Annotated in this window: 23 protein-coding genes, 6 tRNA genes and 1 other RNA gene; 17 read left to right on the top strand and 13 right to left on the bottom strand. The window is 53.8% G+C overall.

The genetic code is table 11. The features are described from left to right. Nucleotides 1–7: 7 nt before the first annotated feature. Together glk and ipdC are read right to left on the bottom strand one after the other, a co-directional pair. Nucleotides 8–973 carry a glucokinase gene (gene glk / locus IAI47_RS05555; RefSeq protein WP_003848907.1) on the bottom strand — a complete coding sequence of 322 codons (966 nt, stop codon included), beginning with the start codon at nucleotides 971–973 and terminating at the stop codon, nucleotides 8–10. Between the two features lie 160 nt (nucleotides 974–1,133). Then, a complete protein-coding gene (gene ipdC / locus IAI47_RS05550) occupies nucleotides 1,134–2,786 on the bottom strand; it encodes an indolepyruvate decarboxylase (RefSeq protein WP_008926519.1) in 1,653 nt (550 codons plus the stop codon). Nucleotides 2,787–3,005: 219 nt separating this feature from the next. Here ipdC and mgrA point away from each other — a divergent pair, with 219 nt between their 5' ends. Continuing rightward, nucleotides 3,006–3,995, top strand: a complete 990-nt coding sequence (gene mgrA / locus IAI47_RS05545; protein WP_187961179.1) for an L-glyceraldehyde 3-phosphate reductase — start codon at nucleotides 3,006–3,008, stop codon at nucleotides 3,993–3,995. Nucleotides 3,996–4,167: 172 nt separating this feature from the next. Then, nucleotides 4,168–4,587 carry a DUF2502 domain-containing protein gene (locus IAI47_RS05540; RefSeq protein ID WP_008926521.1) on the top strand — a complete coding sequence of 140 codons (420 nt, stop codon included), beginning with the start codon at nucleotides 4,168–4,170 and terminating at the stop codon, nucleotides 4,585–4,587. A 46-nt stretch (nucleotides 4,588–4,633) separates the two neighbouring features. On the opposite strand, the gene IAI47_RS05535 is transcribed toward IAI47_RS05540, so the two are convergent. Beyond that, nucleotides 4,634–5,875 carry an Nramp family divalent metal transporter gene (locus IAI47_RS05535; protein WP_187961178.1) on the bottom strand — a complete coding sequence of 414 codons (1,242 nt, stop codon included), beginning with the start codon at nucleotides 5,873–5,875 and terminating at the stop codon, nucleotides 4,634–4,636. A 369-nt stretch (nucleotides 5,876–6,244) separates the two neighbouring features. Between IAI47_RS05535 and IAI47_RS05530 the strand changes: the two genes are divergently transcribed. Next, nucleotides 6,245–7,435 (top strand): NupC/NupG family nucleoside CNT transporter, encoded by a 1,191-nt coding sequence (locus IAI47_RS05530; RefSeq protein WP_008926523.1) that lies wholly within the window; start codon nucleotides 6,245–6,247, stop codon nucleotides 7,433–7,435. A gap of 314 nt (nucleotides 7,436–7,749) precedes the next feature. Here the strand turns inward: IAI47_RS05530 and IAI47_RS05525 are convergent. After that, nucleotides 7,750–7,825, bottom strand: a tRNA-Ala gene (locus tag IAI47_RS05525). A 44-nt stretch (nucleotides 7,826–7,869) separates the two neighbouring features. After that, nucleotides 7,870–7,945, bottom strand: a tRNA-Ala gene (locus tag IAI47_RS05520). Between the two features lie 360 nt (nucleotides 7,946–8,305). Between IAI47_RS05520 and IAI47_RS05515 the strand changes: the two genes are divergently transcribed. Together IAI47_RS05515 and IAI47_RS05510 are read left to right on the top strand one after the other, a co-directional pair. Further along, nucleotides 8,306–9,094 carry a formate/nitrite transporter family protein gene (locus IAI47_RS05515; protein WP_003848892.1) on the top strand — a complete coding sequence of 263 codons (789 nt, stop codon included), beginning with the start codon at nucleotides 8,306–8,308 and terminating at the stop codon, nucleotides 9,092–9,094. Between the two features lie 111 nt (nucleotides 9,095–9,205). Continuing rightward, the gene (locus IAI47_RS05510; RefSeq protein ID WP_003848889.1) at nucleotides 9,206–9,559 is read left to right on the top strand and encodes a YfeC-like transcriptional regulator; all 354 of its coding nucleotides are present in this window, start codon (nucleotides 9,206–9,208) and stop codon (nucleotides 9,557–9,559) included. Nucleotides 9,560–9,594: 35 nt separating this feature from the next. On the opposite strand, the gene gltX is transcribed toward IAI47_RS05510, so the two are convergent. Further along, on the bottom strand, nucleotides 9,595–11,010 hold the full coding sequence (gltX, locus tag IAI47_RS05505; RefSeq protein ID WP_008926524.1) for a glutamate--tRNA ligase: 1,416 nt from the start codon (nucleotides 11,008–11,010) through the stop codon (nucleotides 9,595–9,597). 271 nt (nucleotides 11,011–11,281) lie between these two features. Here gltX and IAI47_RS05500 point away from each other — a divergent pair. The 6 genes from IAI47_RS05500 to IAI47_RS05475 all read left to right on the top strand — a co-directional run bounded on the left by IAI47_RS05500 (nucleotide 11,282) and on the right by IAI47_RS05475 (nucleotide 12,724). After that, nucleotides 11,282–11,357: transfer RNA gene (locus IAI47_RS05500), tRNA-Val, on the top strand. A gap of 41 nt (nucleotides 11,358–11,398) precedes the next feature. Beyond that, nucleotides 11,399–11,474: transfer RNA gene (locus IAI47_RS05495), tRNA-Val, on the top strand. 36 nt (nucleotides 11,475–11,510) lie between these two features. Continuing rightward, nucleotides 11,511–11,586 (top strand) — tRNA-Val (locus tag IAI47_RS05490). A 4-nt stretch (nucleotides 11,587–11,590) separates the two neighbouring features. Beyond that, nucleotides 11,591–11,666: transfer RNA gene (locus IAI47_RS05485), tRNA-Lys, on the top strand. A 43-nt stretch (nucleotides 11,667–11,709) separates the two neighbouring features. Continuing rightward, nucleotides 11,710–11,842: non-coding RNA, RtT sRNA (locus IAI47_RS05480), on the top strand. Nucleotides 11,843–12,385: 543 nt separating this feature from the next. Beyond that, nucleotides 12,386–12,724 carry a FlxA-like family protein gene (locus IAI47_RS05475; RefSeq protein WP_008926525.1) on the top strand — a complete coding sequence of 113 codons (339 nt, stop codon included), beginning with the start codon at nucleotides 12,386–12,388 and terminating at the stop codon, nucleotides 12,722–12,724. Here IAI47_RS05475 and IAI47_RS05470 read toward each other — a convergent pair. Then, nucleotides 12,721–13,641, bottom strand: a complete 921-nt coding sequence (locus tag IAI47_RS05470) for a LysR family transcriptional regulator (protein WP_008926526.1) — start codon at nucleotides 13,639–13,641, stop codon at nucleotides 12,721–12,723. The two genes, IAI47_RS05475 and IAI47_RS05470, sit on opposite strands and share 4 nt — an antisense overlap. A gap of 95 nt (nucleotides 13,642–13,736) precedes the next feature. Between IAI47_RS05470 and IAI47_RS05465 the strand changes: the two genes are divergently transcribed. Beyond that, nucleotides 13,737–14,753: a bile acid:sodium symporter family protein gene (locus tag IAI47_RS05465; RefSeq protein ID WP_003848880.1), complete on the top strand. Its 1,017-nt coding sequence runs from the start codon at nucleotides 13,737–13,739 to the stop codon at nucleotides 14,751–14,753. Between the two features lie 27 nt (nucleotides 14,754–14,780). Here IAI47_RS05465 and IAI47_RS05460 read toward each other — a convergent pair whose 3' ends face one another. From IAI47_RS05460 to zipA, 3 genes are all read right to left on the bottom strand, one after another. Beyond that, nucleotides 14,781–14,999 (bottom strand): DUF3820 family protein, encoded by a 219-nt coding sequence (locus IAI47_RS05460; RefSeq protein WP_003848878.1) that lies wholly within the window; start codon nucleotides 14,997–14,999, stop codon nucleotides 14,781–14,783. Nucleotide 15,000: 1 nt separating this feature from the next. Next, entirely contained in the window at nucleotides 15,001–17,019 is a 2,019-nt protein-coding gene (ligA, locus tag IAI47_RS05455; protein WP_003848876.1) for an NAD-dependent DNA ligase LigA, read from the bottom strand. 75 nt (nucleotides 17,020–17,094) lie between these two features. Beyond that, entirely contained in the window at nucleotides 17,095–18,099 is a 1,005-nt protein-coding gene (zipA, locus tag IAI47_RS05450; RefSeq protein ID WP_008926527.1) for a cell division protein ZipA, read from the bottom strand. A gap of 218 nt (nucleotides 18,100–18,317) precedes the next feature. On the opposite strand from zipA, the gene cysZ reads away from it, so the two are divergent. Both cysZ and cysK read left to right on the top strand, forming a co-directional pair. Further along, nucleotides 18,318–19,085: a sulfate transporter CysZ gene (gene cysZ, locus IAI47_RS05445; RefSeq protein ID WP_008926528.1), complete on the top strand. Its 768-nt coding sequence runs from the start codon at nucleotides 18,318–18,320 to the stop codon at nucleotides 19,083–19,085. A gap of 141 nt (nucleotides 19,086–19,226) precedes the next feature. Then, nucleotides 19,227–20,195 carry a cysteine synthase A gene (gene cysK, locus IAI47_RS05440; protein ID WP_003848872.1) on the top strand — a complete coding sequence of 323 codons (969 nt, stop codon included), beginning with the start codon at nucleotides 19,227–19,229 and terminating at the stop codon, nucleotides 20,193–20,195. Here cysK and IAI47_RS05435 read toward each other — a convergent pair. Continuing rightward, nucleotides 20,173–20,487 (bottom strand): hypothetical protein, encoded by a 315-nt coding sequence (locus IAI47_RS05435; protein ID WP_153574537.1) that lies wholly within the window; start codon nucleotides 20,485–20,487, stop codon nucleotides 20,173–20,175. The two genes, cysK and IAI47_RS05435, sit on opposite strands and share 23 nt — an antisense overlap. A 95-nt stretch (nucleotides 20,488–20,582) precedes the next feature. On the opposite strand from IAI47_RS05435, the gene ptsH reads away from it, so the two are divergent. The 3 genes from ptsH (at nucleotide 20,583) to crr (ending at nucleotide 23,272) form a co-directional block, all read left to right on the top strand. Then, nucleotides 20,583–20,840: a phosphocarrier protein Hpr gene (gene ptsH / locus IAI47_RS05430; RefSeq protein WP_003848868.1), complete on the top strand. Its 258-nt coding sequence runs from the start codon at nucleotides 20,583–20,585 to the stop codon at nucleotides 20,838–20,840. 161 nt (nucleotides 20,841–21,001) lie between these two features. After that, nucleotides 21,002–22,729, top strand: coding sequence for a phosphoenolpyruvate-protein phosphotransferase PtsI (gene ptsI / locus IAI47_RS05425; protein ID WP_003848857.1), 1,728 nt, complete (start codon nucleotides 21,002–21,004; stop codon nucleotides 22,727–22,729). Nucleotides 22,730–22,771: 42 nt separating this feature from the next. Then, on the top strand, nucleotides 22,772–23,272 hold the full coding sequence (crr, locus tag IAI47_RS05420; protein ID WP_008926530.1) for a PTS glucose transporter subunit IIA: 501 nt from the start codon (nucleotides 22,772–22,774) through the stop codon (nucleotides 23,270–23,272). 61 nt (nucleotides 23,273–23,333) lie between these two features. On the opposite strand, the gene IAI47_RS05415 is transcribed toward crr, so the two are convergent. Then, nucleotides 23,334–24,674 (bottom strand): ATP-binding protein, encoded by a 1,341-nt coding sequence (locus IAI47_RS05415; protein WP_008926531.1) that lies wholly within the window; start codon nucleotides 24,672–24,674, stop codon nucleotides 23,334–23,336. Then, entirely contained in the window at nucleotides 24,671–25,351 is a 681-nt protein-coding gene (locus IAI47_RS05410) for a response regulator transcription factor (RefSeq protein ID WP_003848852.1), read from the bottom strand. Before IAI47_RS05410 ends, IAI47_RS05415 begins: the two co-directional genes overlap by 4 nt. Nucleotides 25,352–25,445: the final 94 nt, after the last annotated feature.

Below are 25,445 nucleotides of genomic sequence, written 5' to 3'. Positions count from 1 at the left end.
AGCAGAATCAGATTTCGCGGCCCAGCGTCTGACGCAGATGCGCGCCCGCCCCCAGCAGGCCAGGCTGATCGTGCGTAATCATGTAAACCGGAATGCTGGCAACATAGTCGCGGAAGCGTCCTTTATCTTCAAAAGCCGCACGGAAACCCGACGCCTTAAAGAATTCCAGGAAGCGAGGCACAATGCCTCCCGCAATATAAACGCCACCAAAAGTGCCCAGGTTCAGCGCCAGATTGCCGCCAAAACGGCCCATAATGACGCAGAACATGGAGAGCGCGCGACGGCAGTCGGTACAGCTGTCATCCAGCGCACGTTCACTGACATCTTTCGGCTTCAGATTTTCCGGCACGCGGTTGTCAACTTTCACAATGGCACGGTAGAGATTAACCAGACCGGCACCCGACAGCACACGTTCAGCTGAGACATGGCCCAGTTCTTCACGCAGCACTTCCAGGATCTGATCTTCTTCTTCGCTGTTGGCCGCAAAATCGACATGACCGCCCTCACCTGGCAGGCTCACCCAGCGCTTGTCCACATGCACCAGATGGCTGACGCCTAAGCCGGTACCGGCACCATAAATGGCGATAGGTTTATCTTTGACCGGCTCTGAGCCGCCAAACTGAATCACGTTTTCGGCGGTCAGCATCGGAATAGCCATGGATACCGCAGTAAAATCGTTAATGATTTCCAGGTGTTCAAAACCGATGTTCTCTTTGAGCTTGCGCGTAGAAAACGCCCAGTCATGGTTGGTCATTTCAACCCAGTCATCGGTAATCGGGCAGGCGATAGCAATACAGCCATCTTTAACGTCCTGCTGTTGTTCATCAAGATAGTGGCGGATGACGGCTTCGAGGCTGTCGTATTCTGATGTTGAGAATGTTTTGGCCTGGGTGATGCTGCCGCTTTCCACCTCACACAGGGCGAGGCGCGCGTTAGTACCGCCGACATCGCCGACCAAGGCATAGGTTGTCATTCTTCTGTTGCTCCGCTTGGGGTCTTAAGAGTTGGAGGACACTATAAAATTCTGCCCATAAAACAACAACGCTCACCGGTGCGATTGGTGAGCGTCTTACTCAGTTGTGCTACAGCCTAACCGCGTTAGTCCAGCCTGCACAGCGGCAACTATCTGAATCTTAGCCGCCGTTGCGTTGATTCAGGCAGGCGGTGACTTTTCTTAGCAGTGGCGGCAAATCGTCTTTCAGCATAACCACCTCAACCAGCGAAAGCCATTGAGGCGCGGCAAGTCGCGTCATCACCTCGTCTAACTGCACGGTTTCACTGATGCGCCAGCTCTGCGCCTGGCCCTGAAGGCTAAGGGCGTGTGGCAGAGCCGTCCAGTTCCACGGGGCGATATCATTGTAACGTTGTGTTGCGCCATGAATCGCCCGTTCGACGGTATAGCCGTCATTATTCAGCAAAAAGATTATCAGTCGCTGCCCATCGCGCAGCATTGAACTCAGTTCCTGAATGGTCAGTTGCGCCGAACCGTCTCCGATGATCAGGATAACCCGTCGATCAGGGTTGGCGGTCTGCGCGCCAAACGCTGCCGGAAGAGTATAGCCGATTGATCCCCATAATGGCTGAACCACCAGCTGTGCCCGCGAGGGTAATCGCAACGCGGCGGCACCAAAGGCGGCCGTCCCCTGCTCGGCCAGAATCAGGTCGCCGGGTTGCAGAAATCCCTGCATGGCCTGCCAGAAGGCGTGCTGACTGATCACCGCCGTGGGTTCTGCTGGCTGCGCGGCGGGGATTGCGGCGGCAGGCTGCCACTGCTGACCATAATGTGCAAACAGCGGTTGCAGTTCACTGAGTGCATCCGCCATCGACAACGGCGCAAAACGTTCATTACCCACGCTGGCACTGAAGGGCTGCAGATCGATCAGTCGCTCGGTGGCAAACTGCTGTGTAAAACCTGCCGTAATGGTGTCGGTAAAACGGACACCGACGCAAATTGCTGCATCCACCTGTTCAATCTGTTCACATACCTGCCCTGCACTGGCCGCGCCGGCATAGGTACCGACGTAACCTGGCTGCTGCTCATCCAGTACGCCTTTGCCCATCAGCAGACTGGCGCAGGGAATCGCGCTCTGTTCGCGCAGCGCGGCCAGCGCAGACTGCTGCTGCCAGCGCAGCGCCAGAAAATCTGCCAGCAGTGAGACACGCTGTGCCGGTGCCAGTAAACGTTCTGCCGCGGCCCTGAAAGCGCGACGCGCGTCAGCCGATGCAGGCTGATGGGTGTTCAGCGGCTGTGCAGGTGGCTGTACAGACATGGCTGCCACGTCCACTGCCAGCGACAGATAGCCGGGACGACGGGCCTGCAGCGCACTGATAATCACCCGATCAATCTCAGCCGTGGCATTGTCGGCATTCAGCAGTGCGGTTGCCACACTGACCTCGGCAGCCATGCGAATAAAATGCTGGAAATCACCATCGCCCAGCGAGTGATGCACGCAGTCACCCTGCAACTGCGCCTGCGTGGCTGGCGCACCCACAATATGAATCACCGGCAGATACTCAGCATAACTGCCCGCAGTGCCATTAATCGCGCTGAGCTCGCCAACACCAAACGTCGTTAACAGTGCCCCCGCGCCGTTGCAGCGCGCATAACCGTCCGCCGCATAGGCTGCGTTGAGTTCATTAGCGCAGCCCACCCAGCTGATTTCAGGATGGGCGATAACGCGGTCCAGGAATTGCAGGTTGTAGTCGCCCGGCACACCAAACAGATGCTTGATACCAATCTCCTGCAGACGGGTCAGCAGGTAATCTCCGACAGTGAATGTGGACATTGCGCGTTCCTTTCAGGGAAGAGTCGGGTTAAGTATCTGACAGAGGATAAAATTAGCGAGGAGAGTAGCTATTTTAACCAGCCGCAATGCCTGGCAAGACGACGTTACGCTGGCGGAATATTCTGTAAAATCGCGAACTGCTGCGCGCAGTCACTAAGTGTAACCGTATACACTGATAGACTTTTGGCACATATTCCCGTTTTTGCTCAGGAGCGCTAAATGTCCTCTTTCCCCCATCCCGATCGCTATCAACAGATGGAATATCGCCGCAGCGGCCGCAGCGGCATCAGACTGCCTGCAATTTCGCTGGGACTTTGGCACAACTTTGGTGACAGCACGCGGGTCGATAACAGCCGTGAGTTGCTACGTCATGCATTTGACCTCGGCATCACCCACTTCGACTTAGCGAATAACTACGGCCCGCCTCCGGGCTCGGCGGAAGAGAATTTTGGTCGTATTCTGCGGGAAGATTTTCGTGCCCATCGTGATGAGCTGATAATCTCCACCAAAGCGGGCTATACCATGTGGCAGGGGCCTTATGGAGACTGGGGGTCGCGTAAATATCTGATTGCCAGTCTGGATCAAAGCCTTAAACGCATGGGGCTGGAATATGTCGATATTTTCTATCACCACCGTCCCGATCCGGAAACCCCGCTGGAAGAGACGATGCGCGCGCTCGATCATGTGGTACGCCAGGGCAAAGCGCTTTACGTAGCTCTTTCTAACTATCCGGCTGAACGGGCTGCCCAGGCGATTGCTATCCTGCGCGATCTCGGCACCCCCTGCCTGATTCACCAGCCGCGTTATTCGATGTTTGAACGTACCCCTGAGCAGGGATTGATTCAGACGCTGGGCGATGCGGGCGTTGGCTGTATCGCTTTCTCTCCCCTGGCAGGCGGTGTGCTCACCGATCGCTATCTGCAGGGCATTCCGGAAGATTCGCGTGCGGCCAGCGGCAGCAAATTCCTGAGCGAAAGCCAGCTGACCGAAGAGAAGATGGAAAAAGTCCGCAGGCTGAATGTCATCGCACAGCAACGTGAGCAGAAACTGGCGCAGATGGCGCTGGCGTGGGTGTTGCGTGATGATCGCGTCACGTCAGTGCTGATTGGGGCCAGTAAAACGGCGCAGATTGATGACGCGGTGGCCATGCTCGCCCTTCGTCAGTTCAGCGACAGCGAATTAGCGGCCATTGACGCGGCTCTGATGTAAGCATTCACCGCCCGGCGCAGGTCGGGCGTTTTTTTTCACCAGAATAATCTCAATCCCCCTTCTCTCCCCAATTTCCTCACAATTTTCCGACACAATGATGCGGTAACAACAGTAATACGCAGGCATAATCACTGCGCCGCAACAGCATCAGCCTGTTGATGAGGAGAATATAATGAAAAGAGCTCTATTTTTTGCTGCCCTGCTGGCGCTGTTTTCGCCGCTGGCCTGTCACACAGCCGAGGCCTCCAGTGCCTCTATTTCTCTGGCCCCTGGCGTCACCCTGAATCTGGGCGATCGCGATAATCGTGGTAATTACTGGGATGGCGGTCGCTGGCGTGAACCCCGCTGGTGGAATGACCGCTATACCTACAACGAACGCCGCTGGTGGCGACACGAAGAGTGGCGTCGTCAGCAGCAGTGGGAGCGTGAACGCCGCTGGCAGGAACGCGACCGCGAGCGCCGCTGGGATCATCAGTATCGCCGCGATCGCGACTGGGATCATCATGACCGTCGTGGTCCAGGTCCTGGCCCGCGTGGTTTTGGGCCCCACGGACCCGGTGGACCCGGTCCGCATGGCCACGATCGTCACTAACAAAAAACGCCCGGCTATGCCGGGCGTTTTTTGTTTCCAGAAATCCCTACAGTCCCAGCGCTTCACCTACCAGCAGGTAAAGATTGAGCGCAATCACCAGCAGCACGATCAGTCGCCCGGTGTTCTGCATCAGACGCGAGTTCACCATATCATCGCCCATCAGCTCGCGGTTGCCGGTAAAGGAGAGCAGCGGAATCAGCGCCAGCGCGATACCAAAGCTCAACAGCACCTGACTCATCACCAGAACCCGTGTCGGATCCCAGCCTGCCCAGATGACAATAAACGAGGGCAGCATGGTGACAGTTCGACGCACCCAAAGTGGAATGTGGAAACGGATGAAGCCCTGCATTACCACCTGCCCCGCCAGCGTACCGACCACTGTTGAGGAGAGTCCCGCAGCCACCAGGCTCAGACCAAATACGGTTGCGGCAGCCTGACCTAACAGCGGTTGCAGCGTCAGATAGGCTTGGTCAAGCTCTGCGATTTTACTGTGACCACTAAAATGAAACGCCGCTGCCGCAGTTGCCATCATCGCCAGGTTTACAAATCCGGCAATGGTCATGGCAATCGCCACATCCAGTTTAGTTGAGGAGTAACGCTGACTTTTACTGTCCTCACTTTTGCCCTGCGTCAGCGCAGAGTGCAGATAAATTACGTGCGGCATGATGGTCGCCCCAAGCACGCCGGCGGCCAGGAATACGGCATCCGACGTCGGTAACGCGGGCAGCGCCATGCCGACCACCAGCTCTTTAATATTGGGCTGGGAGAAGAAAAGTTCGACAATATAGGCGGCCGCCACAAACAACAGCAGTCCACCAATCACCAGCTCCAGCGGCTTCTGCCCGCGACTCTGTAACATCAGTATCAGGAAGGTGGCGATGCCCGTCAGCACCGCGCTCTGCATCAATGAAATGCCGAGCAGCAGTTTGAACCCCAGTGCGGCACCGATAAACTCCGCCAGATCGGTGGCCATCGCGATAATTTCCGCCTGCACCCAGTAAAACCAGACGGCAGGCCGGGGAAAGCGATCGCGGATGTGTTCGGCAAGATTTTTGCCGGTGGCGATACCCAGCTTGGCAGACATGAGCTGAATCAGCATGGCCATGATATTGGCCCACACCACCACCCACAGCAATTTGTAGCCGTAAGCAGCGCCTGCCTGAATGTTGGTCGCAAAGTTGCCCGGATCGATATAGCCAATAGCGGCGATAAAGGCGGGCCCCAGCAGTGCGAGTTTGACTTTTCTGACTCCGCGAGCAGCGCGCTCGGCGGTACGACTCTCAAGCATATCCGGTACCCTGTCTGAACATTTGCCTGCCCCGGCAGCTTAGGGGTTAGCATGTGCAAGTGAAATTCGTTTATTGTTATCGGTGTAATAGATGCTGCTATAAAGTATAGCCATTGCTATACATTACAGTAAAGGAAGTGAGTGCTAAAAATGTGAGCAACGGTGTCACTTTACGCTCTGTGTAAAATTCAGACAATAATTATGTGGTTATCTGGGTTGAACGATTTTTAAACAGGGCGTGATCTCTGGAACTTTTCTGGAAAATATAGCGATAGCGAATACTTATAATGTGGTTCAGATCTCGTTTTTAAGTAACGCGTTACATAGAATACGCAACAAAATACAACCCTCCTCAAATTTGGAGCAACTATGTCCCATATTTTGCAATTTCTTTTAGCACTGGTGGTGGTCGGGATACTCTCCTTGCTGGTCAGTCACGATCGTAAAAGCATTCGCATTCGCTACATTATACAGCTACTGGTGATTGAAATTGTGCTCGCCTGGTTCTTCCTGAACTCAGAAGCGGGACTGGGTTTCGTCAAAGGCTTCGCCGGCTTCTTTGATCATCTGCTGAAGTATGCGGCCCAGGGAACAAACTTTGTCTTCGGTAACATGAATGATAAAGGCCTGGCGTTCTTCTTCCTCAACGTATTGTGTCCAATCGTCTTTATCTCTGCGCTGATCGGTATTCTGCAGCATTTCCGTATCCTGCCGTGGGTTATTCGCGGTATCGGTACTGTGCTGTCGAAAGTCAATGGCATGGGAAAACTGGAATCTTTCAACGCCGTGAGTTCTCTGATACTGGGACAGTCAGAAAACTTCATTGCCTATAAAGATATCCTGGGCAAGATGTCACAGCGCCGCATGTACACCATGGCCGCGACGGCGATGTCGACCGTTTCGATGTCTATTGTCGGTGCCTATATGACCATGCTGCAGCCAAAGTATGTGGTCGCCGCACTCGTGCTCAACATGTTCAGCACCTTTATCGTGCTGTCATTGATCAACCCTTACCGCGTTGAGAATGAAGACGATCTGCAGTTGCAGGATCTGCATAAAGGTCAGAGCTTCTTCGAGATGCTGGGCGAATATATCCTGGCCGGTTTTAAGGTCGCGATTATCGTTGCCGCGATGCTGATTGGTTTTATCGCGCTGATTTCAGGTCTGAATGCGCTGTTTGATCTGATCTTCGGCATCAGCTTCCAGGGCGTGCTTGGCTATATCTTCTATCCGTTTGCCTGGGTGATGGGTGTGCCGTCGGGTGAGGCGTTGCAGGTCGGCAGTATTATGGCGACCAAGCTGGTATCGAATGAATTTGTTGCCATGATGGATCTGCAGAAAATTGCAGGCCAGTTGTCACCCACTTCAGAAGGTATTCTTTCCGTGTTCCTGGTGTCGTTCGCCAACTTCTCTTCCATCGGCATCGTGGCCGGTGCGATTAAAGGCCTGAACGAAGAACAGGGCAACGTGGTTTCCCGCTTTGGCCTGAAGCTGCTGTACGGCTCTACGCTGGTCAGCGTGCTCTCCGCCGCTATCGCCGGTCTGGTTCTGGCGTTCTGAGTGCAGTGCTGAACATCAAAGGGCGAGCCTGTCTCGCCCTTTTCGTTTTTCGCCATCCCTGCTTTTCTTCCCGCTGAATACCTCTTCAGGCGACGTCTGCCCTTATACAATACACTCAGATTCTGCATTTAAAGCGCGCACGAGGCGCAGCACAGCGTTATCCGGGCAGAACGCGGCGGCGCTTGCCGGGTATGTACGCGTTAAGCGTGCGCAGCAGCTGATTTGCAAAGCAATAGCGTTAGATTCGCAGAAAGGCGAATGAAAGATAAATCAGAAAGGATTTTGACAACAATGACATCGACGTTGTCAGAAAATGGTGGAGATAAGCGGGATCGAACCGCTGACCTCTTGCATGCCATGCAAGCGCTCTCCCAGCTGAGCTATACCCCCACATCTGGAATCGTTTTTCAGTGCCAAACTTTTGGGAAAAAGTTTGGTGGAGCTAAGCGGGATCGAACCGCTGACCTCCTGCATGCCATGCAGGCGCTCTCCCAGCTGAGCTATAGCCCCGAACCGAAAAACTGTCGCGTTAAGCGACGAACGGCATAATATGAAACCGCCTCCAGGGTGTCAACGGCAAAATGACATTCTCTGTTTGATCGCTGAAAAAGGCGGCAACCTGCGAAGTTTCAGCAGCATGCTGCAGATAAAAATCATGTCTGGTCACGCAGTACCGTTTTTTAACTGTTATACCCGCTGCCATCAGGTTAATTCACGGTTAAATATGTTATAGGAATTTTCTTGTCTTCGTCTTTTTCGCATGCAAAACTTAGCCCGCTAATTTAGTGGCCACCGGGACCCTCTCCCGCGGGCCACGCGTCCACCAGGCGTTATCGTCCCCATTAATCATAAAAAAACTATTGAGATACTATGTCGCTGCATACACCTAAAGAAATCGCACAACTGGCGATCCAGTCTGGCGTGGCTAAAAGTCGTGCGCCTGTCAGCATCCTTCTGATTCTTGGCTTTATGGCGGGTGCATTTATTGCGACCGGCTTCCTGTTAGATCTTCACGTCATTAACTCCCTGCCCGCTGAATGGGGCTCTTTCGGTGGCCTGTTAGGTGCCGCAGTCTTCCCTGTAGGTATCATTATGACCGTGCTGGCGGGTGGCGAGCTGCTGACCGGCAATATGATGACGTTACCCGTGGCCTGGTTCGCCCGCCGCATCAGCTTTATGAGCGTAGCGCGTAACTGGTTCTGGGTGACCCTGGCGAACTTTATCGGCAGCGTGGCTGTTGCATGGTTCTTTGGCCATATGCTGGGCATGACCGAAGGTGACTACCTGAAAAAGACCGTGGCTATCGCCTCTGCCAAAGTTCATGCCGATTTCCTGCATTCCTTTATTTCAGGCATTGGCTGTAACTGGCTGGTGTGTCTGGCGGTGTGGCTGGCATTTGCGAGTAAAGATATGGTTGGCAAAATCTTCGGCATGTGGTTCCCGGTGATGGCGTTTGTTGCCATTGGCTTCCAGCACGTTGTCGCTAACATGTTTATTATTCCGGCCGCTATTTTTGCCGGTCAGATGAGCTGGGCAGAGTACTTCCCTAACTTTGTCGCCGTCTTCCTGGGCAATGCCGTAGGAGGTGCCGTCTTCGTTGGTCTGGCCTATTTCCTGGCATTCCGTCCTGCTGCCGAACCTGCCAGTAATCCTCAGTAATTCTGTTTTGCCTTTTGTCATCAGACAAAAGGCAATTTCAGCCTACGTTACTTTTCACCGTTACTTTTTGCTGTAATATGTACCGCTAATGTATTTAACAGGGACAGTGTCGTGAAAAAGGAATGGCTTACCCCCGAAGAGCTGGCTGCAGAAACGGGTTACAGTCGGCAAACGGTGAATAAGTGGATCAAGCGGGAGAACTGGACAACCACGCCAAAGCCCGGAGTTCAGGGCGGCAAGGCACGTCTTATTCATATTGATGAACGCGTAAAAAGTTTTATTCAATCCACCCGCAACCTTAATGAACCCACAGCCACCTATGGCGCAGTAACGAATTCATTACCTGCGTTATTGTTAAGTTCCATCCAGCAAATGAGCCAGGATGAACAGGATCAACTCACTGCATTAATCTTACGTGAAGGGATTAAAGGCGTGCTGGAGCGACTGGGAATTGGTGAAGAGTAAGAAAACCGGAAGCGTAGCGCCTCCGGCTGTGTTCATTACGCCTGCGCTTCGCGCTCACTGATAAAGGCCAGGGCCTGCTCAATACGGGCCACGCTGCGGCTGCGGCCAATCGCCTCCACGGTGACATCCAGACCCGGTGACTGACCGGCACCGGTCACGGCCACACGCAGCGGCATGCCGACTTTACCCATACCCACTTCCAGCTCATCTGCGGTGCTCTGAATCGCCTGATGCACGTTTTCCGCCGTCCATTCAGTGATGGCGGCCAGCTTGTCACGCACCACTTCCAGCGGCTGACGCGCGACCGGACGAAGATGTTTCTTCGCCGCATCGGCATCGAACTCTGCGAAGTCTTCGTAAAAGTAGCGGCAGGATGCAGCCATTTCCTTCAGCGTTTTGCAACGCTCGCCCAGCAGACCCACCAGCTTCGCCAGTTCCGGTCCGGTGCGGGTATCAATTTTCTGCTCTTCAATATGCCACTGCAGATGTGTCGCCACATATTCTGGCGGCAGCGTATTGATATAGTGGTGGTTCAGCCACTGCAGTTTCTCAGTGTTGAACGCACTGGCAGACTTACTGACGGCATCCAGCGTAAACAGCTCAGCCATTTCAGCCACGCTGAAAATTTCCTGATCGCCATGTGACCAGCCCAGACGAACCAGGTAGTTGAGCAGCGCTTCCGGCAGGTAGCCGTCATCACGATACTGCATCACCCCTACTGCGCCATGACGCTTGGAGAGTTTTTTGCCATCATCGCCCAGAATCATGGAGACGTGAGCGTAGACCGGAACCTGCGCACCAATCGCTTTGAGGATGTTGATCTGACGTGGTGTGTTATTGATGTGGTCTTCACCACGAATAACATGGGTGATACCCATATCCCAGTCATCGACAACAACGCAGAAGTTATAGGTTGGCGAACCATCGGTGCGGCGGATGATCAGATCATCCAGTTCCTGGTTACTGAACTCGATCGGTCCACGAATCTGATCGTCAAAGATGACCGAACCTTCCTGCGGATTGCGGAAACGCACCACGCATGGTTCATCATCGGCATGATGTTCATGGCTGTCACGGCAGTGGCCGTCATAACGCGGCTTTTCGTTGTTCGCCATCTGTTCTTCGCGCAGCGCTTCCAGGCGTTCTTTAGAGCAGTAGCATTTATAAGCGGTTCCGGCTTCCAGCATGTCATCAATGACCGCGTTATAGCGATCAAAACGTTTAGTCTGGTAGTAAGGGCCTTCATTCCAGTCGAGGCTCAGCCAGTTCATACCATCCATGATGGCTTCAATAGCTTCCGGCGTGGATCGCTCCAGATCGGTATCTTCAATGCGCAGCACGAACTCGCCCTGGTTGTGACGGGCAAAGAGCCAGGAGTAAAGTGCGGTACGTGCGCCACCGACATGCAGATAGCCGGTTGGGCTTGGCGCGAAGCGTGTTTTGATTTTCATTGAGTATTGCCTTAGATGCGCGGGTTCTTTGTCTGGATGACAAAAAACAGGTTAGACGCGAAAAACAGTGGGCATATTCTAGCATCTGACGGTGAATCCTCAATGCATGCCCGCCGGTTGCGTCCCGGGAAAAGGGACTTTTCTGCCAGTAAAACCAGCACATTGGCTAAAAGCGCAACAGGATGTTTAAAAATAAACCGAACGCACATTTATGTTTTAAAAAGCGTTGACTCAAAATCAACTATCCCTATAATGCGACTCCACACAGCGGGGGTGATTAGCTCAGTTGGTAGAGCATCTCCCTTACAAGGAGGGGGTCGGCGGTTCGAACCCGTCATCACCCACCACTCTTAACAGCGTGGCCCGCAGTGAACAGGTATGAAGATATGGGTGATTAGCTCAGTTGGTAGAGCATCTCCCTTACAAGGAGGGGGTCGGCGGTTCGAACCCGTCATCACCCACCATATCTGACCTGTTAAAGCAGTACTGAAGTACGAAGTGGGTGATTAGCTCAGTTGGTAGAGCATCTCCCTTACAAGGAGGGGGTCGGCGGTTCGAACCCGTCATCACCCACCACTTCGGGTCGTTAGCTCAGTTGGTAGAGCAGTTGACTTTTAATCAATTGGTCGCAGGTTCGAATCCTGCACGACCCACCAATTCAGAATAAAGCGCCTTTTAGGCGCTTTTTTCGTTTCCGGGGCACGGACGTGACCGTGCGGGATGAGAACCTGCTGCAGGTTCGACTGAATCGCTGGCGATTCAGGCTGATGCGTTAGCATCACCCGGAGGGCGAGGCCCACGATGGGCCGAGGCTATCCTGCACGACCCACCAATTCAGAATAAAGCGCCTTTTGGGCGCTTTTTTCGTTTCCGGGGCACGGACGTGACCGTGCGGGATGAGAACCTGCTGCAGGTTCGACTGAATCGCTGGCGATTCAGATTACGGACAAACTCAAATCAGGGCGCATCTTGCAGCGATGAATAGCTCAACTAGCAGGGAACAGGGTCAGAGGAGGAAAGCGTCCCGCGCCATGGACAAAAACGCCGGGAGCGTTTTTGAACAACGCAGAGCGTTGGCCCGGCAACGGGCGCACCTCAGGGATGAGGTAAGTAATCGCGCGGGCCGAGCGAGCCATGGATGGCGGTTTTAGCGTCTTTCCGAACTGACCCTGTTTCCTGCGCTGGCTCGCTCTCACTGCCATCAGTCCAGACGTTGTCGACAATCTGAAGGCCTGTAAGGCGCTTTTTTCGTTTCTGCTGTTTAGACATTGGCTTGTAGATAAGCTCCCTTCTTTTCCAAACCTTAACAATCTCCGCGCTAAAGTCGTTTCACAGCGTGCCGATAACGTATGTGACGACTTACAGGGAGAAAATGATGTCCTCAATTTCCGGAATTTTAAGCAGTGCGGTCAGTAGCGGTGACAGCGGCGGCAGTGTTGCCTCTCAGGTCGCAGCCCTGAATAAACAGATTCAGAATGTCTTAACGCAGGTCAAAGAGCTGGCCGACAACAAAGAGCTGACTGACGAACAGAAAGCTGAAATGCAGCAGATGTATCAGTCACAGCTCACCATGCTGCAGGCACAGATTGCGCAGCTGGAGCAGAAGCAGGCGGAGCAGGATCAGCCAAAAAGTGACAGCACGCCTGTCAGTGCGAACAAAGCAGACGGCATTAACCGCCCTACCGACACCAATAAAGTGGACGTCTATATCTAAAACGCGGGGCTGGCTTCGCGTTGTTGCGCCAGCAGCGCTGCCTGCTGGCGCACCTCCTGCCAGATCGCTTCGGCAGCAGGCGTCAGCGAGCGGTTTTTACGTTTGATCAGCGTCAGGCTGCGATTAATTTCCGGATAAAGACGACGCACACTAAGGTCACGATCGGCCGGTAACGGTAAGGCCAGCGCGGGCAGAATACTGATGCCGATCCCCACTTCTACCATCGGAAACAGCGTAGCGGGATGGCCAATTTCCTGCACCACTTGCGCCCTGATGTTCTGCTGCTGCATCGCCGCATCAATCAGTACCCGACTGCCGGACGCGTAATCCTGCAGCACCATGGTGCGACCATCCAGCATCGACCATTCAGCCCTTTCCACCTGCGCCAGCGGATCATCATCGCGGCACAACAGCAGGAAAGGCTCATCCAGAATCGCGATGCTATCAAAATCACTGTCGCTGAGCGGCCCAATCACAATCCCGAAGTCGACCTCGGCGTTACGCACACTTTGCAGCACCCACTGCTGAGCGCGATCGTGCAGTATCACTTTGATATCGGGAAAGTGCTGCTGACTGGCAGCCAGACATTGCGGCATAAGATGCGCAGAGATGGTCTGGCTGGCTGCCACTCTGACGGTGCCACTGCGCTGCTCCCCAAAACTGCGGATATCCAGCAGCGTCGTATGAATCTCCTCCAGCAGGCGCTCCATCCGTGACGCCAGCTGCTTGCCTGCCTCGGTCAGCATCACCTCACGCGTGGTGCGATCCAGCAGCCGGACGCCGGTTTCCGCTTCCAGCTCTTTAATACTGTGGCTGACTGCCGACTGACTCAGACCTATCGCCTGCCCCGCCTGACTGAAACCACCGTAGTGTGCCACTGCAATAAAAGTCCGAAGCTGACGCAGGGTATAATTCATCGATTATGCTCATAGATTAATTCAATAAATCAATTTTATTTCTAAAACCAATTCACGCACAATCGCGCTATTGAAAAATTTACCGGATTTTAACAATGGGCTTTTTAAAACTCGATCCGATGATGGTCAAACTCATCATCACCGTGCTGCTGGCGTCGTTCCTGCCAGCGAAAGGGATCTACGTCGATGTCTTCAGCTACCTCGCGACGGCAGCGATAGCACTGTTATTCTTTATGCACGGTGCCAAACTTTCGCGTGAAAAAATCATCGCAGGCAGCAGCCACTGGCAGCTGCATCTGTGGATTATGTTCAGCACCTTTGTGTTGTTTCCCGCGCTGGGTCTGCTGCTGGTCTGGTGGCATCCGGTTGATGTCGGTCCGGAAATTTATACCGGCTTTATCTACCTCTGTATCCTGCCAGCCACCGTTCAGTCCGCTATCGCGTTTACCTCTATGGCAGGCGGTAACGTTGCAGCAGCGGTGTGCAGCGCCTCGGCATCAAGCCTGCTGGGTGTATTTATTTCGCCGTTGCTGGTGAACCTGGTGATGGATATTCACAGCAGCGCGCCCAGCGACGGTCTGGAGCAGATCGGTAAAATTATGCTGCAACTCATGGTGCCATTCATTCTGGGCCACCTCTCTCGTCGCTGGATCGGTGGCTGGGTTGAGAAACATCGCAGCCTGATTGGCAAAACTGACCAGACCTCGATTTTGCTGGTCGTTTATTCCGCCTTCAGTGAAGCCGTGGTGAATGGCATCTGGCATCGCGTTGGCTTGACTACGCTGCTGTGGATTGTGGCAGGTTCAATCATCCTGCTGACCGCCGTGCTGATTATCAACCTGCTGGCCTCGCGCCTGTTCCGCTTTAAACGTGCCGACGAGATTGTGGTGCTGTTTTGTGGCTCGAAGAAGAGTCTGGCGAACGGGGTGCCCATGGCGAATATTCTGTTCCCGGCCAGCACCGTGGGGATTATCGTGCTGCCGCTGATGATTTTCCATCAGGTTCAGCTGATGGTCTGCTCGTTTATTGCCGGCCGTTACAAGAAGACCAATGAGAAACAGCAACAGCAGACGCTGAAGGTTAAAGATTCGGTGATGGAGTCACAGAAGTAGAACAGGTGCCCGCCTGCGCGGGCACAGTTACTTGCGGGTCTGGAGCGGTTTAACTAATCCCTCCAGACCTTCAATTTTTATTGTCAGAGTCAACTGCATCAAATCCCCCAACAGCCCCGACGGGAAGTCGCCACTGCGGGCAAACCACAGCAGATAAGGCTCAGGCAGATCGATCAGCATCCGCCCTTTATATTTCCCAAACGGCATCGGCGTATTGGCTATCGCCACCAGCTGGTGTTCATCCATCTCAGGCCCCCAGCAGGCGAATCATTTCCGCTTCATCAATCACCTCTATGCCCAGTTCCTGTGCTTTCGCCAGTTTGGAACCGGCAGCTTCTCCGGCAATCAGCAGATCGGTTTTCTTCGATACGCTGCCGCTGACTTTTGCGCCGAGCGCGACGAGCTGCGCTTTGGCATCATCACGGTTCATCTGCGACAGCGAGCCGGTCAGCACCACCGTTTTCCCCGCGAACGGACTGTCGATCTCTTCGGCTTTCACTACCACCACCTGCGGCCAGTGAATGCCGATCTCTTCGGTCAGCTGACGGATAACTTCACGGTTGCTCTCCTCTTCCATGAAGTTGCGAACGTGTGTGGCAACAACTTTGCCCACATCCGGTACCGCAATGAGCGCCTCAAGATCGGCATCCATCACCTTCTGCAGCTCACCAAAATGGTTAGCCAGATTAGCGGCGGTAGCTTCACCCACTTCACGAATGCCCAGCGCATAGAGGAAGCGTGCCAGCGTGGTCGACTTCGCTTTCTCCAGCGCATCTACAACGTTTTGCGCTGATTTCGGCCCCATGCGATCCAGTCCGGTCAGCTTGCCCGCCGTGAGACGGAACAGATCGGCTGGCGTACTCACGTACTCTTTCTCCACCAGCTGGTCGATAATCTTATCGCCCATGCCATCCACATCCAGCGCCCGACGTGAGACAAAATGCTTCAGTGCCTCTTTGCGCTGTGCGCCGCAGATCAAGCCGCCGGTGCAGCGCGTGACTGATTCGCCTTCAACCCGTTCAACCTCAGAACCGCAGACCGGACAATGGGCAGGAAATACCACCTCTCGCGTCTCTTCAGGTCGCTCCGCGATAACCACGTTGACGACCTGCGGAATCACATCGCCGGCGCGGCGAATCACAACTCGATCACCGATGCGTAAACCCAGCCGTTCGATTTCGTCTGCATTATGCAGTGTGGCATTGCTGACGATAACGCCTGCGACCTGCACCGGCTCCAGGCGAGCTACTGGCGTGATAGCGCCTGTGCGGCCAACCTGAAATTCGACGTCGCGCACCCAGGTCAGCTGTTCCTGTGCCGGGAACTTAAAAGCAATCGCCCAGCGCGGCGCTCGTGCCACAAAGCCCAGCTGCTCCTGCAGCGCCTGTGAATCGACTTTGATTACGACACCATCGATATCAAAACCCAGGTTCGGACGTTGTTGCTCAATTTCCCGATAGAACGCCAGGGCTTCCTCCGCATTATGCACCCGCTTAATGCGGTCGCTGACCGGCAGGCCCCAGGCTTTAAACTGTTGCAGGCGCGCCATGTGGCTGTGTGGCATCTCACCGCCTTCCAGCAGGCCAAAACCGTAGCAGAAAAACGTCAGCGGACGTTTGGCGGTAATGCGTGGATCAAGCTGACGCAGGGAACCTGCTGCTGCATTACGCGGGTTAGCAAAAACTTTGCCGTCTGTCCGACGCGCTTCTTCATTAAGCTTCTCGAAGCCGCGCTGCGTCATAAACACCTCGCCGCGCACTTCCAGCCGGGCCGGGATGTTGTCGCCCTTCAGCCGCAGCGGGATAGCGCGAATGGTCCGGACGTTGGCGGTAATGTTCTCACCGGTCGTGCCGTCACCGCGCGTCGCGGCCTGAACCAGCAGGCCATTTTCATACATCAGGCTGACCGCAGCGCCATCGAGCTTGAGTTCACAGCAGTAAGTAATGTCCTCACTGTTTTTCAGCCGATCCTGTACCCGCTTATTGAAAGCCATAAATGTGGCTTCATCAAACGCGTTGTCCAGCGACAGCATCGGCACTTCATGGCGAACCTGCTCAAATACCGTCAGCGGCGCAGCACCCACACGCTGGGTGGGCGAATCCGGTGTAATGAGATCGGGATGTTCCTCTTCCAGCTGACGCAGTTCACGCATCAGGCGATCGTATTCAGCATCCGGCACTTCCGGCGCATCCATGACGTGGTAGAGATATTCGTGATGGCGCAGCGTGGTGCGCAGTTCGGTGATGTGATCCTGGACGGATTTCATAAAGCCCCATCAGATAAAAAACCCCCGACAGGCGGGGGTTTGTTTTAACAATTCAGATAGCGTTTAGCGCAGGTGTCAGACGCCAACCACATCGCGGATACGCGCTTTGTAAGTTTCCAGCTTCTGTGGCGTCATCATGCGACGCTCATCGTCCAGCACCACGCCACCAACATCATCAGCGATACGCTGTGCAGACTGCAGCATCAGCTTGAAGTTCTGATTCGCATCGCCATAAGAGGGCACCATCATAAAGATGGAGATACCAGGCGTGCTGAAATCGGTCATCATGTCAGGATTGAACGAACCTGGCTTGACCATGTTAGCCAGACTGAACAGCACCGGACCACTGCCTGCCGGACTAAGATGACGATGGAAAATATTCATTTCACCAAACTGGAAGCCCGCCTGCAGAATACCCTGCAGCAACGCTTCACCGTTCAGTTCGCCGCCCGAATGGGCAGCAACATGCAGCACCAGTACGGCTTCTTTCGGTTTTTCTGCTGGCGCTTTAGCCGCGGGTTGTTCAGGCGCAGGAGGCGCTGACACCTCAGGCTGCGGTTGTGGCTCAGGTTCAGCCTGGTACTGCGGCGCAGGCTGCACAGACTCCAGCGGATCCAGATCCAGCAACGGGTCGGCCTGAACAGGCGGCGCGACGAAAGTCTGCGCTGGCTGCTGACGCACCGGTTCAGGGCGCGGCTGTGGAGCAGGCTTCGGTGCCGTAGTGAACAGCGGATCGCTGTCAGGTTCGGGTTGCGGTGCGGGTCGTGGCGCAGGCTGACGCACAGGCTCAGCGGGCGCTTGCTTACGCGGCGCTTCTGGCTGTGGTTCGCGGATCTCATCGAAACGCGGTTCCTGATGGACGTTGCGCTCAGAACGAACACGAACCTCGCCGACGCCGTCATCTTCGTCGTCAATCAGGTCCTGCTCATCATGGTCATCACGTTGTTTTAGACGTTTGTGCGGGCGATCACGGAACACTGACGAACGCTCTTTACGGCTGGTCCACAGCCCGTGAAGAAGGAGCGCTATAATGGCGATCGCGCCAACAACGATTAATATCAGACGCAAATCCTGCATCATTGTATTCTCTGTTGTTCCAATACCTTGCCACCGCGGCAAACTTTATCCTCTAACTGTATTTGCCCTGCTACACAAGTGCAAGTCTGTGCAGTATTTTCTGACAAATAAGATAGGCAACCCACGCTTTTTCGCTGTTTTTTTACCCAAACGGCACCTGGCCTGGAGAAAAAGCCAGGTTATAGTGAGCGCGCCTTAACACCTTCAGGAGAATTGGCTTTATGGCCCTTGAGAATTCCGTCTCAAATTTTAATGGCATGCACTACTTTAGCCAGGGCTGGAAACTGGTCCGTCTGCCTGGCATTCGCCGCTTTGTGGTGATGCCACTGCTGATCAACATCATTATGCTGGGCGGCGCATTCGTCTGGCTGTTCTATCGCCTCGGCGACTGGATTCCACGCCTGATGACCCATATTCCCGACTGGCTGCAGTGGCTGAGTTATCTGTTGTGGCCACTGTCGGTGATTGCGATTGTACTGGTTTTCAGCTATTTCTTCTCAACGCTGGCAAACCTGATTGCTGCTCCATTCTGCGGCCTGCTGGCCGAACAGCTCGAAGGCCGCCTGACCGGTAAGCCCCTGCCCGACAGTGGCTGGGCGGGAATGATTAAAGATGTGCCGCGCATTATGAAGCGCGAGATGCAAAAACTGGGCTATTACCTGCCCCGCGCGCTGGGACTGTTGCTGCTCTACTTTATTCCAGGATTTGGTCAGACGGTGGCGCCCGTGCTGTGGTTCCTGTTCAGTGCCTGGATGTTATCCATTCAGTATTGCGACTACCCGTTCGACAACCACAAAGTGCCTTTTCAGCAAATGCGAAACGCCCTGCGCCGGCACAAAACGGCCAACATGCAGTTTGGCGCGCTAACCAGCCTGTTCACCATGATTCCGATTCTTAATCTGGTGATTATGCCGGTTGCCGTTTGTGGTGCCACCGCCATGTGGGTTGACCGTTACCGGCCGCAACTGGCCCGCAGTGAGGTGCGCTAGTCACACCCGCACGCCTTATGCTCTTTTTAGCAGGGCTTATTGCCGGGCGAAATATAGATATACGATTTCTTTCCTTCCGCCCCCAGGCAGAACAGGTATGCTCATAGCGTTCCCAATAATTCATACAGTTAAGGACAGGCTATGAGTAAGATCTATGAAGACAACTCTTTGACAATTGGTCATACGCCATTGGTTCGACTGAACCGCATCGGTAACGGCCGCATCCTTGCGAAAGTTGAATCCCGTAACCCGAGCTTCAGCGTAAAATGCCGTATCGGTGCCAATATGATTTGGGACGCAGAAAAACGCGGTATTCTGAAGCCCGGTGTTGAACTGGTTGAACCGACCAGCGGTAACACCGGTATTGCGCTGGCCTATGTTGCCGCAGCGCGCGGCTACAAATTAACCCTGACGATGCCAGAAACCATGTCAGTGGAACGTCGTAAATTGCTGAAAGCGCTGGGTGCTAAGCTGGTGCTGACCGAAGGTGCTAAAGGCATGAAAGGCGCCATCAGCAAAGCGGAAGAGATTGTCGCCAGCGATCCGGACCGATATGTCCTGCTGCAGCAGTTCAGCAACCCGGCTAACCCGGAAATCCATGAGAAGACCACCGGCCCGGAAATCTGGGAAGACACAGATGGCGAAGTGGATGTCTTTATCGCAGGTGTCGGCACCGGCGGTACGCTGACCGGGGTGAGCCGCTATATCAAAAACACCAAAGGCAAGAAAGACCTGATAACCGTCGCCGTTGAGCCAACGGATTCACCGGTAATTGCTCAGGCGCTGGCGGGTGAAGAGATCAAGCCTGGTCCACACAAAATTCAGGGTATCGGCGCAGGCTTTATTCCGGGCAACCTTGAGCTGAATCTGGTGGACCGCGTAGTGGCGATCACCAATGATGAAGCGATCAGCACAGCGCGTAAGCTTATGGAAGAGGAAGGCATTCTGGCCGGTATCTCATCCGGTGCTGCCGTCGCCGCCGCGCTGAAGCTGCAGGAAGACGAAACCTTCGCGAATAAAAATATTGTGGTCATTCTCCCCTCCTCCGGCGAACGCTATCTGAGTACGGCTTTGTTTGCCGATCTCTTCACAGAAAAAGAGCTGCAGTAGCAGCGGCAGATAGTCTGAAAATGGAGAAAAAAGCACCCGCCTGGGTGCTTTTTTGTGGTGCAGATCTCACTTTCATAACCCGGCAGATTGATTTCAGTGACGCCGATCTGGTATTCAGACTGCCAATTATTTCGATGCCTGAAATTAATCCGCCTTTGAAGTGGATCAAGCTGAATCGATTTACGGATTCAGTGAAACGGCGAATCACGGCATAATTAACCGGTGACGTGTAGAATCGGTTTTGAGAAGCAACGGAATGTAGATTTGACGCCTGCGCGTCTTTGGTCAGCATGATGCTATACCCGCGCACCTACACAGGCTAAAGTGAAGGCTCCAGGCTAGACTTTAGATCCATAACACTCATCCTGATAACGTTGGGGAAATAGAATGTTCCAGCAAGAAGTTACCATTACTGCACCAAACGGTCTGCATACTCGCCCAGCTGCGCAATTCGTAAAAGAAGCCAAAGCTTTCCAGTCAGAAATTACCGTGACCTCTAACGGTAAATCAGCAAGCGCGAAAAGCCTGTTCAAGCTGCAGACATTGGGTTTAACCCAGGGAACGGTTGTGACGCTTTCTGCAGAAGGCGAAGATGAGCAGAAAGCAGTTGAGCATCTGGTCAAACTGATGGCTGAACTGGAGTAATCTCCGCTCAGCTCTCCAGCCAATCGACTCCTCTGCGCCATTGAGTGCAAACATCTTGATCGCGGACAACCTGTCCGCGTTATTGCTTTCGTAGAGTACGTGTCCCGCGACAATGGCACCGCATAGAGTCCCATCAGCCATCGTGATTAAAAGGTAGCGTTATGATTTCAGGCATTTTAGCATCACCAGGTATCGCTTTCGGCAAAGCACTGCTGCTGAAAGAAGACGAGATCGTCATCAACCGCAAGAAAATTTCTGATGATCAGGTTGAGCAGGAAGTACAACGCTTCCTTGATGGCCGTAGCAAAGCGGCATTACAACTGGAAGCGATTCGCGTCAAAGCGGGTGAAACCCTCGGTGAAGAGAAAGCAGCCATCTTCGAAGGCCACATCATGTTGCTGGAAGATGAAGAGCTGGAGCAGGAAATCATCGATCTGATTAAAAAAGATCACGCTTCTGCCGATGCTGCTGCCTACTCTGTTATTGATGGCCAGGCGAAAGCTCTGGAAGAGTTAGATGACGAATACCTGAAAGAGCGTGCGGCTGACGTACGTGACATCGGTAAACGTCTGCTGCAAAACATCCTCGGTCTGCACATTGTTGACCTGAGCGCTATTCCGGACGAATCCATTCTGGTGGCAAAAGATTTAACGCCGTCAGAAACCGCACAGCTGAACCTGAAAAAGGTGCTGGGCTTTATCACCGATCTGGGTGGCCGTACCTCACACACTTCAATCATGGCGCGCTCGCTGGAGATCCCAGCCATTGTCGGCACCGGCAATGTGACCGTCACGGTTAAAAACGGCGATTTCCTGATCCTGGATGGCGTTAACAATGCGATTCACGTCAATCCTTCTGAAGCGATTCAGGAAGAGCTGAAAGCCGTACAGAATCAGTATCTGTCGGAAAAACACGAATTAGCCAAGCTGAAAGATCTGCCAGCCGTCACGCTGGATGGTCACCAGGTTGAAGTCTGCGCCAACATCGGTACCGTGCGCGATATCGCCGGTGCTGAGCGCAATGGCGCTGAAGGCGTTGGTCTTTATCGTACCGAATTCCTGTTCATGGACCGTGACTCTCTGCCAAGCGAAGAAGAGCAGTTCCAGGCGTACAAAGCCGTTGCTGAAGCGATGGGTTCACAGGCCGTTATCGTTCGTACCATGGACATCGGCGGTGACAAAGATCTGCCTTACATGAACCTGCCGAAAGAGGAGAACCCGTTCCTCGGCTGGCGTGCTATCCGCATCGCTATGGATCGCAAAGAGATTCTGCATGCGCAGCTGCGTGCTATCCTGCGCGCGTCCTCCTTCGGTAAACTGCGCATCATGTTCCCGATGATCATTTCGGTTGAAGAAGTACGCAGTCTGAAAGCGGAACTGGAACTGCTGAAAGCGCAGTTGCGCGAAGAAGGTAAAGCCTTTGATGAAAGCATCGAAGTCGGCATCATGGTGGAAACCCCTGCTTCAGCCGTGATTGCGCATCATCTGGCGAAAGAAGTCGACTTCTTCAGTATTGGGACAAACGATCTGACGCAGTATACTCTGGCGGTTGATCGTGGTAATGATTTGATCTCGCACCTGTACAACCCAATGACGCCGTCTGTGCTTAACTTAATCAAGCAAGTCATTGATGCATCTCACGCTGAAGGTAAATGGACCGGCATGTGTGGTGAGCTGGCAGGTGATGAACGTGCTACACTACTGTTACTGGGAATGGGGCTGGACGAGTTCAGCATGAGTGCCATTTCTATCCCTGGCATCAAGAAAATCATTCGTAATACTAATTTTGAAGATGCGAAGGCATTGGCAGAGCAGGCACTGGCTCAACCGACAGCGGAAGACCTGATGAACCTGGTAAACAAGTTTATTAAGGAAAAAACGCTCTGCTAATCTGCATGATGCTGGCCCCAAATTACTGCTTAGGAGAAGATCATGGGTTTGTTTTCTAAACTTTTTGGCGAAAAAACGGATAGCGCTGGGACAATTGACATCGTAGCGCCTCTGTCAGGCGAAATCGTGAATATTGAAGACGTACCAGATGTGGTGTTTGCAGAGAAAATCGTGGGCGACGGTATTGCTATCAAACCCAGCGGCAACAAAATGGTTGCGCCTGTTGATGGCACTATCGGTAAGATTTTTGAAACCAATCACGCTTTTTCGATCGAATCAGACAACGGCATTGAGCTGTTTGTCCACTTCGGTATCGATACGGTAGAACTGAAAGGTGAAGGCTTCAAACGCATCGCTGAAGAAGGCCAGAAGGTCAAAAAAGGCGATGTGGTTATCGAGTTCGATCTGCCGTTGCTGGAAGAGAAAGCGAAATCAACCCTGACACCGGTTGTTATCTCCAACATGGATGAAATCAAGGAATTGATTAAGCTGTCTGGCCAGGTCACCGTCGGCGAAACGCCGGTGATTCGCATCAGAAAGTAAGTATGCGTTGATATCATAACGGCACCTGCGGGTGCCGTTATCGTTTCTGCAATACACCTGTTCAGGGCTGCCAGTGTGGCAGACGCAGCGTCAGTTCAAGTCCACCTTCTGGCCGGTTCCGGGCATCAACCTCACCATGATGCGCCAGTACGACCTTGCGCACGATAGCCAGACCCAGACCATACCCTTTACCCATCAGCGGCGAATTTACCCGCACAAACGGGTCAAAGATGCTGGAGAGTTTATCCTCGTCGACACCCGGCCCCTGATCGCACACCTGAATCGCCAGCCACTGCGCTTCTGCGCGCAAATGCACCTCAATCCGCTGTCCTGGCAGAGAGAAACGCAGCGCGTTACGTAACACGTTCTCTACGCCGCGCCGTATCAGCTCGGCATTGCCTCGCACGGTGTAATCAGCCTCGGCATCGACATGCAGCTCAACCTGCACACCGGGAATCTGCGCTTCATAACGGACATCAGTAAGAACTGCCTCCAGTAAACCAGTCAGGTCAAAATATTGCTCATCCGGAATGCTTTCATGCTCGGCCCGCGACAGCGTCAGCAGTTCGCCAATCATCTTGTCCAGCCGACGCGCCTCTTCATCAATGCGATCAAGCGAACTGTTTACGCTCTCTGGCGTCTGTCTGGCCAGTCCGGTAGCCAGCTGAAGTCGTGCCAGCGGTGAACGAAGCTCATGCGAGATATCGTGCAGTAGCTCTTCACGGGCGCGCACCAGGGTGTCCAGCCGCTCGACCATGGCATCAAAGGCTTCTGCAACGTTTGAGATCTCGTCGTGGCGCTTTCGCATGATCGGGAATAGCCGCACACGTAAATCACCCTCGGCGACGCGGGAAAATCCCTCACACAGCTGACGCATAGGCCGCGTCAGATTCCAGGCCAGCAACAGGCTGAACAGCAATCCCACCGAACCGGCAAAGATGAAAATCGGCTCAGGAATATTCAGAAATTTGCGTGGCATCAGATTATGCATGCTGTCTTTGCGCATGCCATCCAGGTCGTAACGCAGCTGATAGTCTTTGCCATCAGCACCCTGAACCCAGCGCACCACCTCTTCAGGAAGACGCCCCACATAATCCAGATTGCCGCTGTTTTGTGATTGTGGCGATTTTGCCTGCTGCGTCACATGGAAAAACTGTCGATCGCTGTTATCCCAGTCCGACAGCATCGCATTCAGCGCGTCGGGCCCGCTGCGCGCCAGCACCGATGCAGCAGAGGTCATCTGCAGATCGACAATGCGCCGGATAGCCACAATTTCAGGCGGTTCGTGACGTTTACCGGAGAGCGTAAAACCCAGCCAGATAAGCTGACTCATGATGACAAAAACAATCCAGAAGCCGATAAAAATCTTCCAGAACATGCGTCCACGGTAACTCTGTTTCATCGAATGCGGTAACCGATGCTGCGAACGGTTTCAATGTTGATGCTGTCAGCAGTTAATGCACTGAGCTTCTGACGGATATTGCTGATATGCACATCGACACTGCGGTCATAGGCTTCACGCGGACGACCCAGCCCCTTCTCAGAGAGCTCATCTTTCGACACCACCCGATCCGGGGCGCGCAGCAGTAAATCCAGCAGGTTAAATTCCGATGCCGTCAGATCGAAGGCTCGCCCCTGCCATTCACTCATGCGGGTAGCCGGATTCAGCGTCAGCTCGCCCCAGCGCAGCGGCTCTCTGGCATCAGGTTGCGGAACCTGCTCTTCGAAACGACGCAATACGGCGCGCAGGCGGGCCACCAGTTCCCGGGGATAGCAGGGCTTTGGCATATAGTCATCTGCACCCATCTCCAGACCGATCACCCGATCAATGTTATCGCCTTTGGCGGTCAGCATAATCACCGGAATCCGGCTGTTCTGGCGTACCTGCCGCAGTACATCAATACCGCTCATGTCGGGCAGCATAATGTCCAGAATCATGGCGGTGAACTCACCTGATAGCGCGCCCTGAATGCCGGCGCTGCCGGTCAGAACCAGCTGCGCATCGAACCCCTCGGCGATCAGGTACTGGCTTAGCATCGTGCCTAATTCAACGTCATCATCAACAAGCAAAATTTTCATGTTTATCTCTCGACAGAATTGGCGCTATTTTGTCCTGTACCGGGCGTTCGTGCAGCCTGATTTACGCGATCCTTACAGATTCAGTCTATCTGGC

It is taken from the genome of Pantoea sp. MT58 (assembly GCF_014495885.1).
Lineage (GTDB): Bacteria > Pseudomonadota > Gammaproteobacteria > Enterobacterales > Enterobacteriaceae > Pantoea > Pantoea eucalypti.
Note: the sequence above shows the minus strand (reverse complement) of the source record. Positions and strands in the feature narration are given on the sequence as shown.

Bases quoted from the DNA above. Each gene is read 5' to 3' on its own strand.
- glk (WP_003848907.1), bottom strand. From the start codon at position 973: ATGACAACCTATGCCTTGGTCGGCGATGTCGGCGGTACTAACGCGCGC.
- ipdC (WP_008926519.1), bottom strand. From the start codon at position 2,786: ATGTCCACATTCACTGTCGGAGATTACCTGCTGACCCGTCTGCAGGAG.
- mgrA (WP_187961179.1), top strand. From the start codon at position 3,006: ATGTCCTCTTTCCCCCATCCCGATCGCTATCAACAGATGGAATATCGC.
- IAI47_RS05540 (WP_008926521.1), top strand. From the start codon at position 4,168: ATGAAAAGAGCTCTATTTTTTGCTGCCCTGCTGGCGCTGTTTTCGCCG.
- IAI47_RS05535 (WP_187961178.1), bottom strand. From the start codon at position 5,875: ATGCTTGAGAGTCGTACCGCCGAGCGCGCTGCTCGCGGAGTCAGAAAA.
- IAI47_RS05530 (WP_008926523.1), top strand. From the start codon at position 6,245: ATGTCCCATATTTTGCAATTTCTTTTAGCACTGGTGGTGGTCGGGATA.
- IAI47_RS05515 (WP_003848892.1), top strand. From the start codon at position 8,306: ATGTCGCTGCATACACCTAAAGAAATCGCACAACTGGCGATCCAGTCT.
- gltX (WP_008926524.1), bottom strand. From the start codon at position 11,010: ATGAAAATCAAAACACGCTTCGCGCCAAGCCCAACCGGCTATCTGCAT.
- IAI47_RS05475 (WP_008926525.1), top strand. From the start codon at position 12,386: ATGTCCTCAATTTCCGGAATTTTAAGCAGTGCGGTCAGTAGCGGTGAC.
- IAI47_RS05470 (WP_008926526.1), bottom strand. From the start codon at position 13,641: ATGAATTATACCCTGCGTCAGCTTCGGACTTTTATTGCAGTGGCACAC.
- IAI47_RS05465 (WP_003848880.1), top strand. From the start codon at position 13,737: ATGGGCTTTTTAAAACTCGATCCGATGATGGTCAAACTCATCATCACC.
- IAI47_RS05460 (WP_003848878.1), bottom strand. From the start codon at position 14,999: ATGGATGAACACCAGCTGGTGGCGATAGCCAATACGCCGATGCCGTTT.
- ligA (WP_003848876.1), bottom strand. From the start codon at position 17,019: ATGAAATCCGTCCAGGATCACATCACCGAACTGCGCACCACGCTGCGC.
- zipA (WP_008926527.1), bottom strand. From the start codon at position 18,099: ATGATGCAGGATTTGCGTCTGATATTAATCGTTGTTGGCGCGATCGCC.
- cysZ (WP_008926528.1), top strand. From the start codon at position 18,318: ATGGCCCTTGAGAATTCCGTCTCAAATTTTAATGGCATGCACTACTTT.
- cysK (WP_003848872.1), top strand. From the start codon at position 19,227: ATGAGTAAGATCTATGAAGACAACTCTTTGACAATTGGTCATACGCCA.
- IAI47_RS05435 (WP_153574537.1), bottom strand. From the start codon at position 20,487: ATGCTGACCAAAGACGCGCAGGCGTCAAATCTACATTCCGTTGCTTCT.
- ptsH (WP_003848868.1), top strand. From the start codon at position 20,583: ATGTTCCAGCAAGAAGTTACCATTACTGCACCAAACGGTCTGCATACT.
- ptsI (WP_003848857.1), top strand. From the start codon at position 21,002: ATGATTTCAGGCATTTTAGCATCACCAGGTATCGCTTTCGGCAAAGCA.
- crr (WP_008926530.1), top strand. From the start codon at position 22,772: ATGGGTTTGTTTTCTAAACTTTTTGGCGAAAAAACGGATAGCGCTGGG.
- IAI47_RS05415 (WP_008926531.1), bottom strand. From the start codon at position 24,674: ATGAAACAGAGTTACCGTGGACGCATGTTCTGGAAGATTTTTATCGGC.
- IAI47_RS05410 (WP_003848852.1), bottom strand. From the start codon at position 25,351: ATGAAAATTTTGCTTGTTGATGATGACGTTGAATTAGGCACGATGCTA.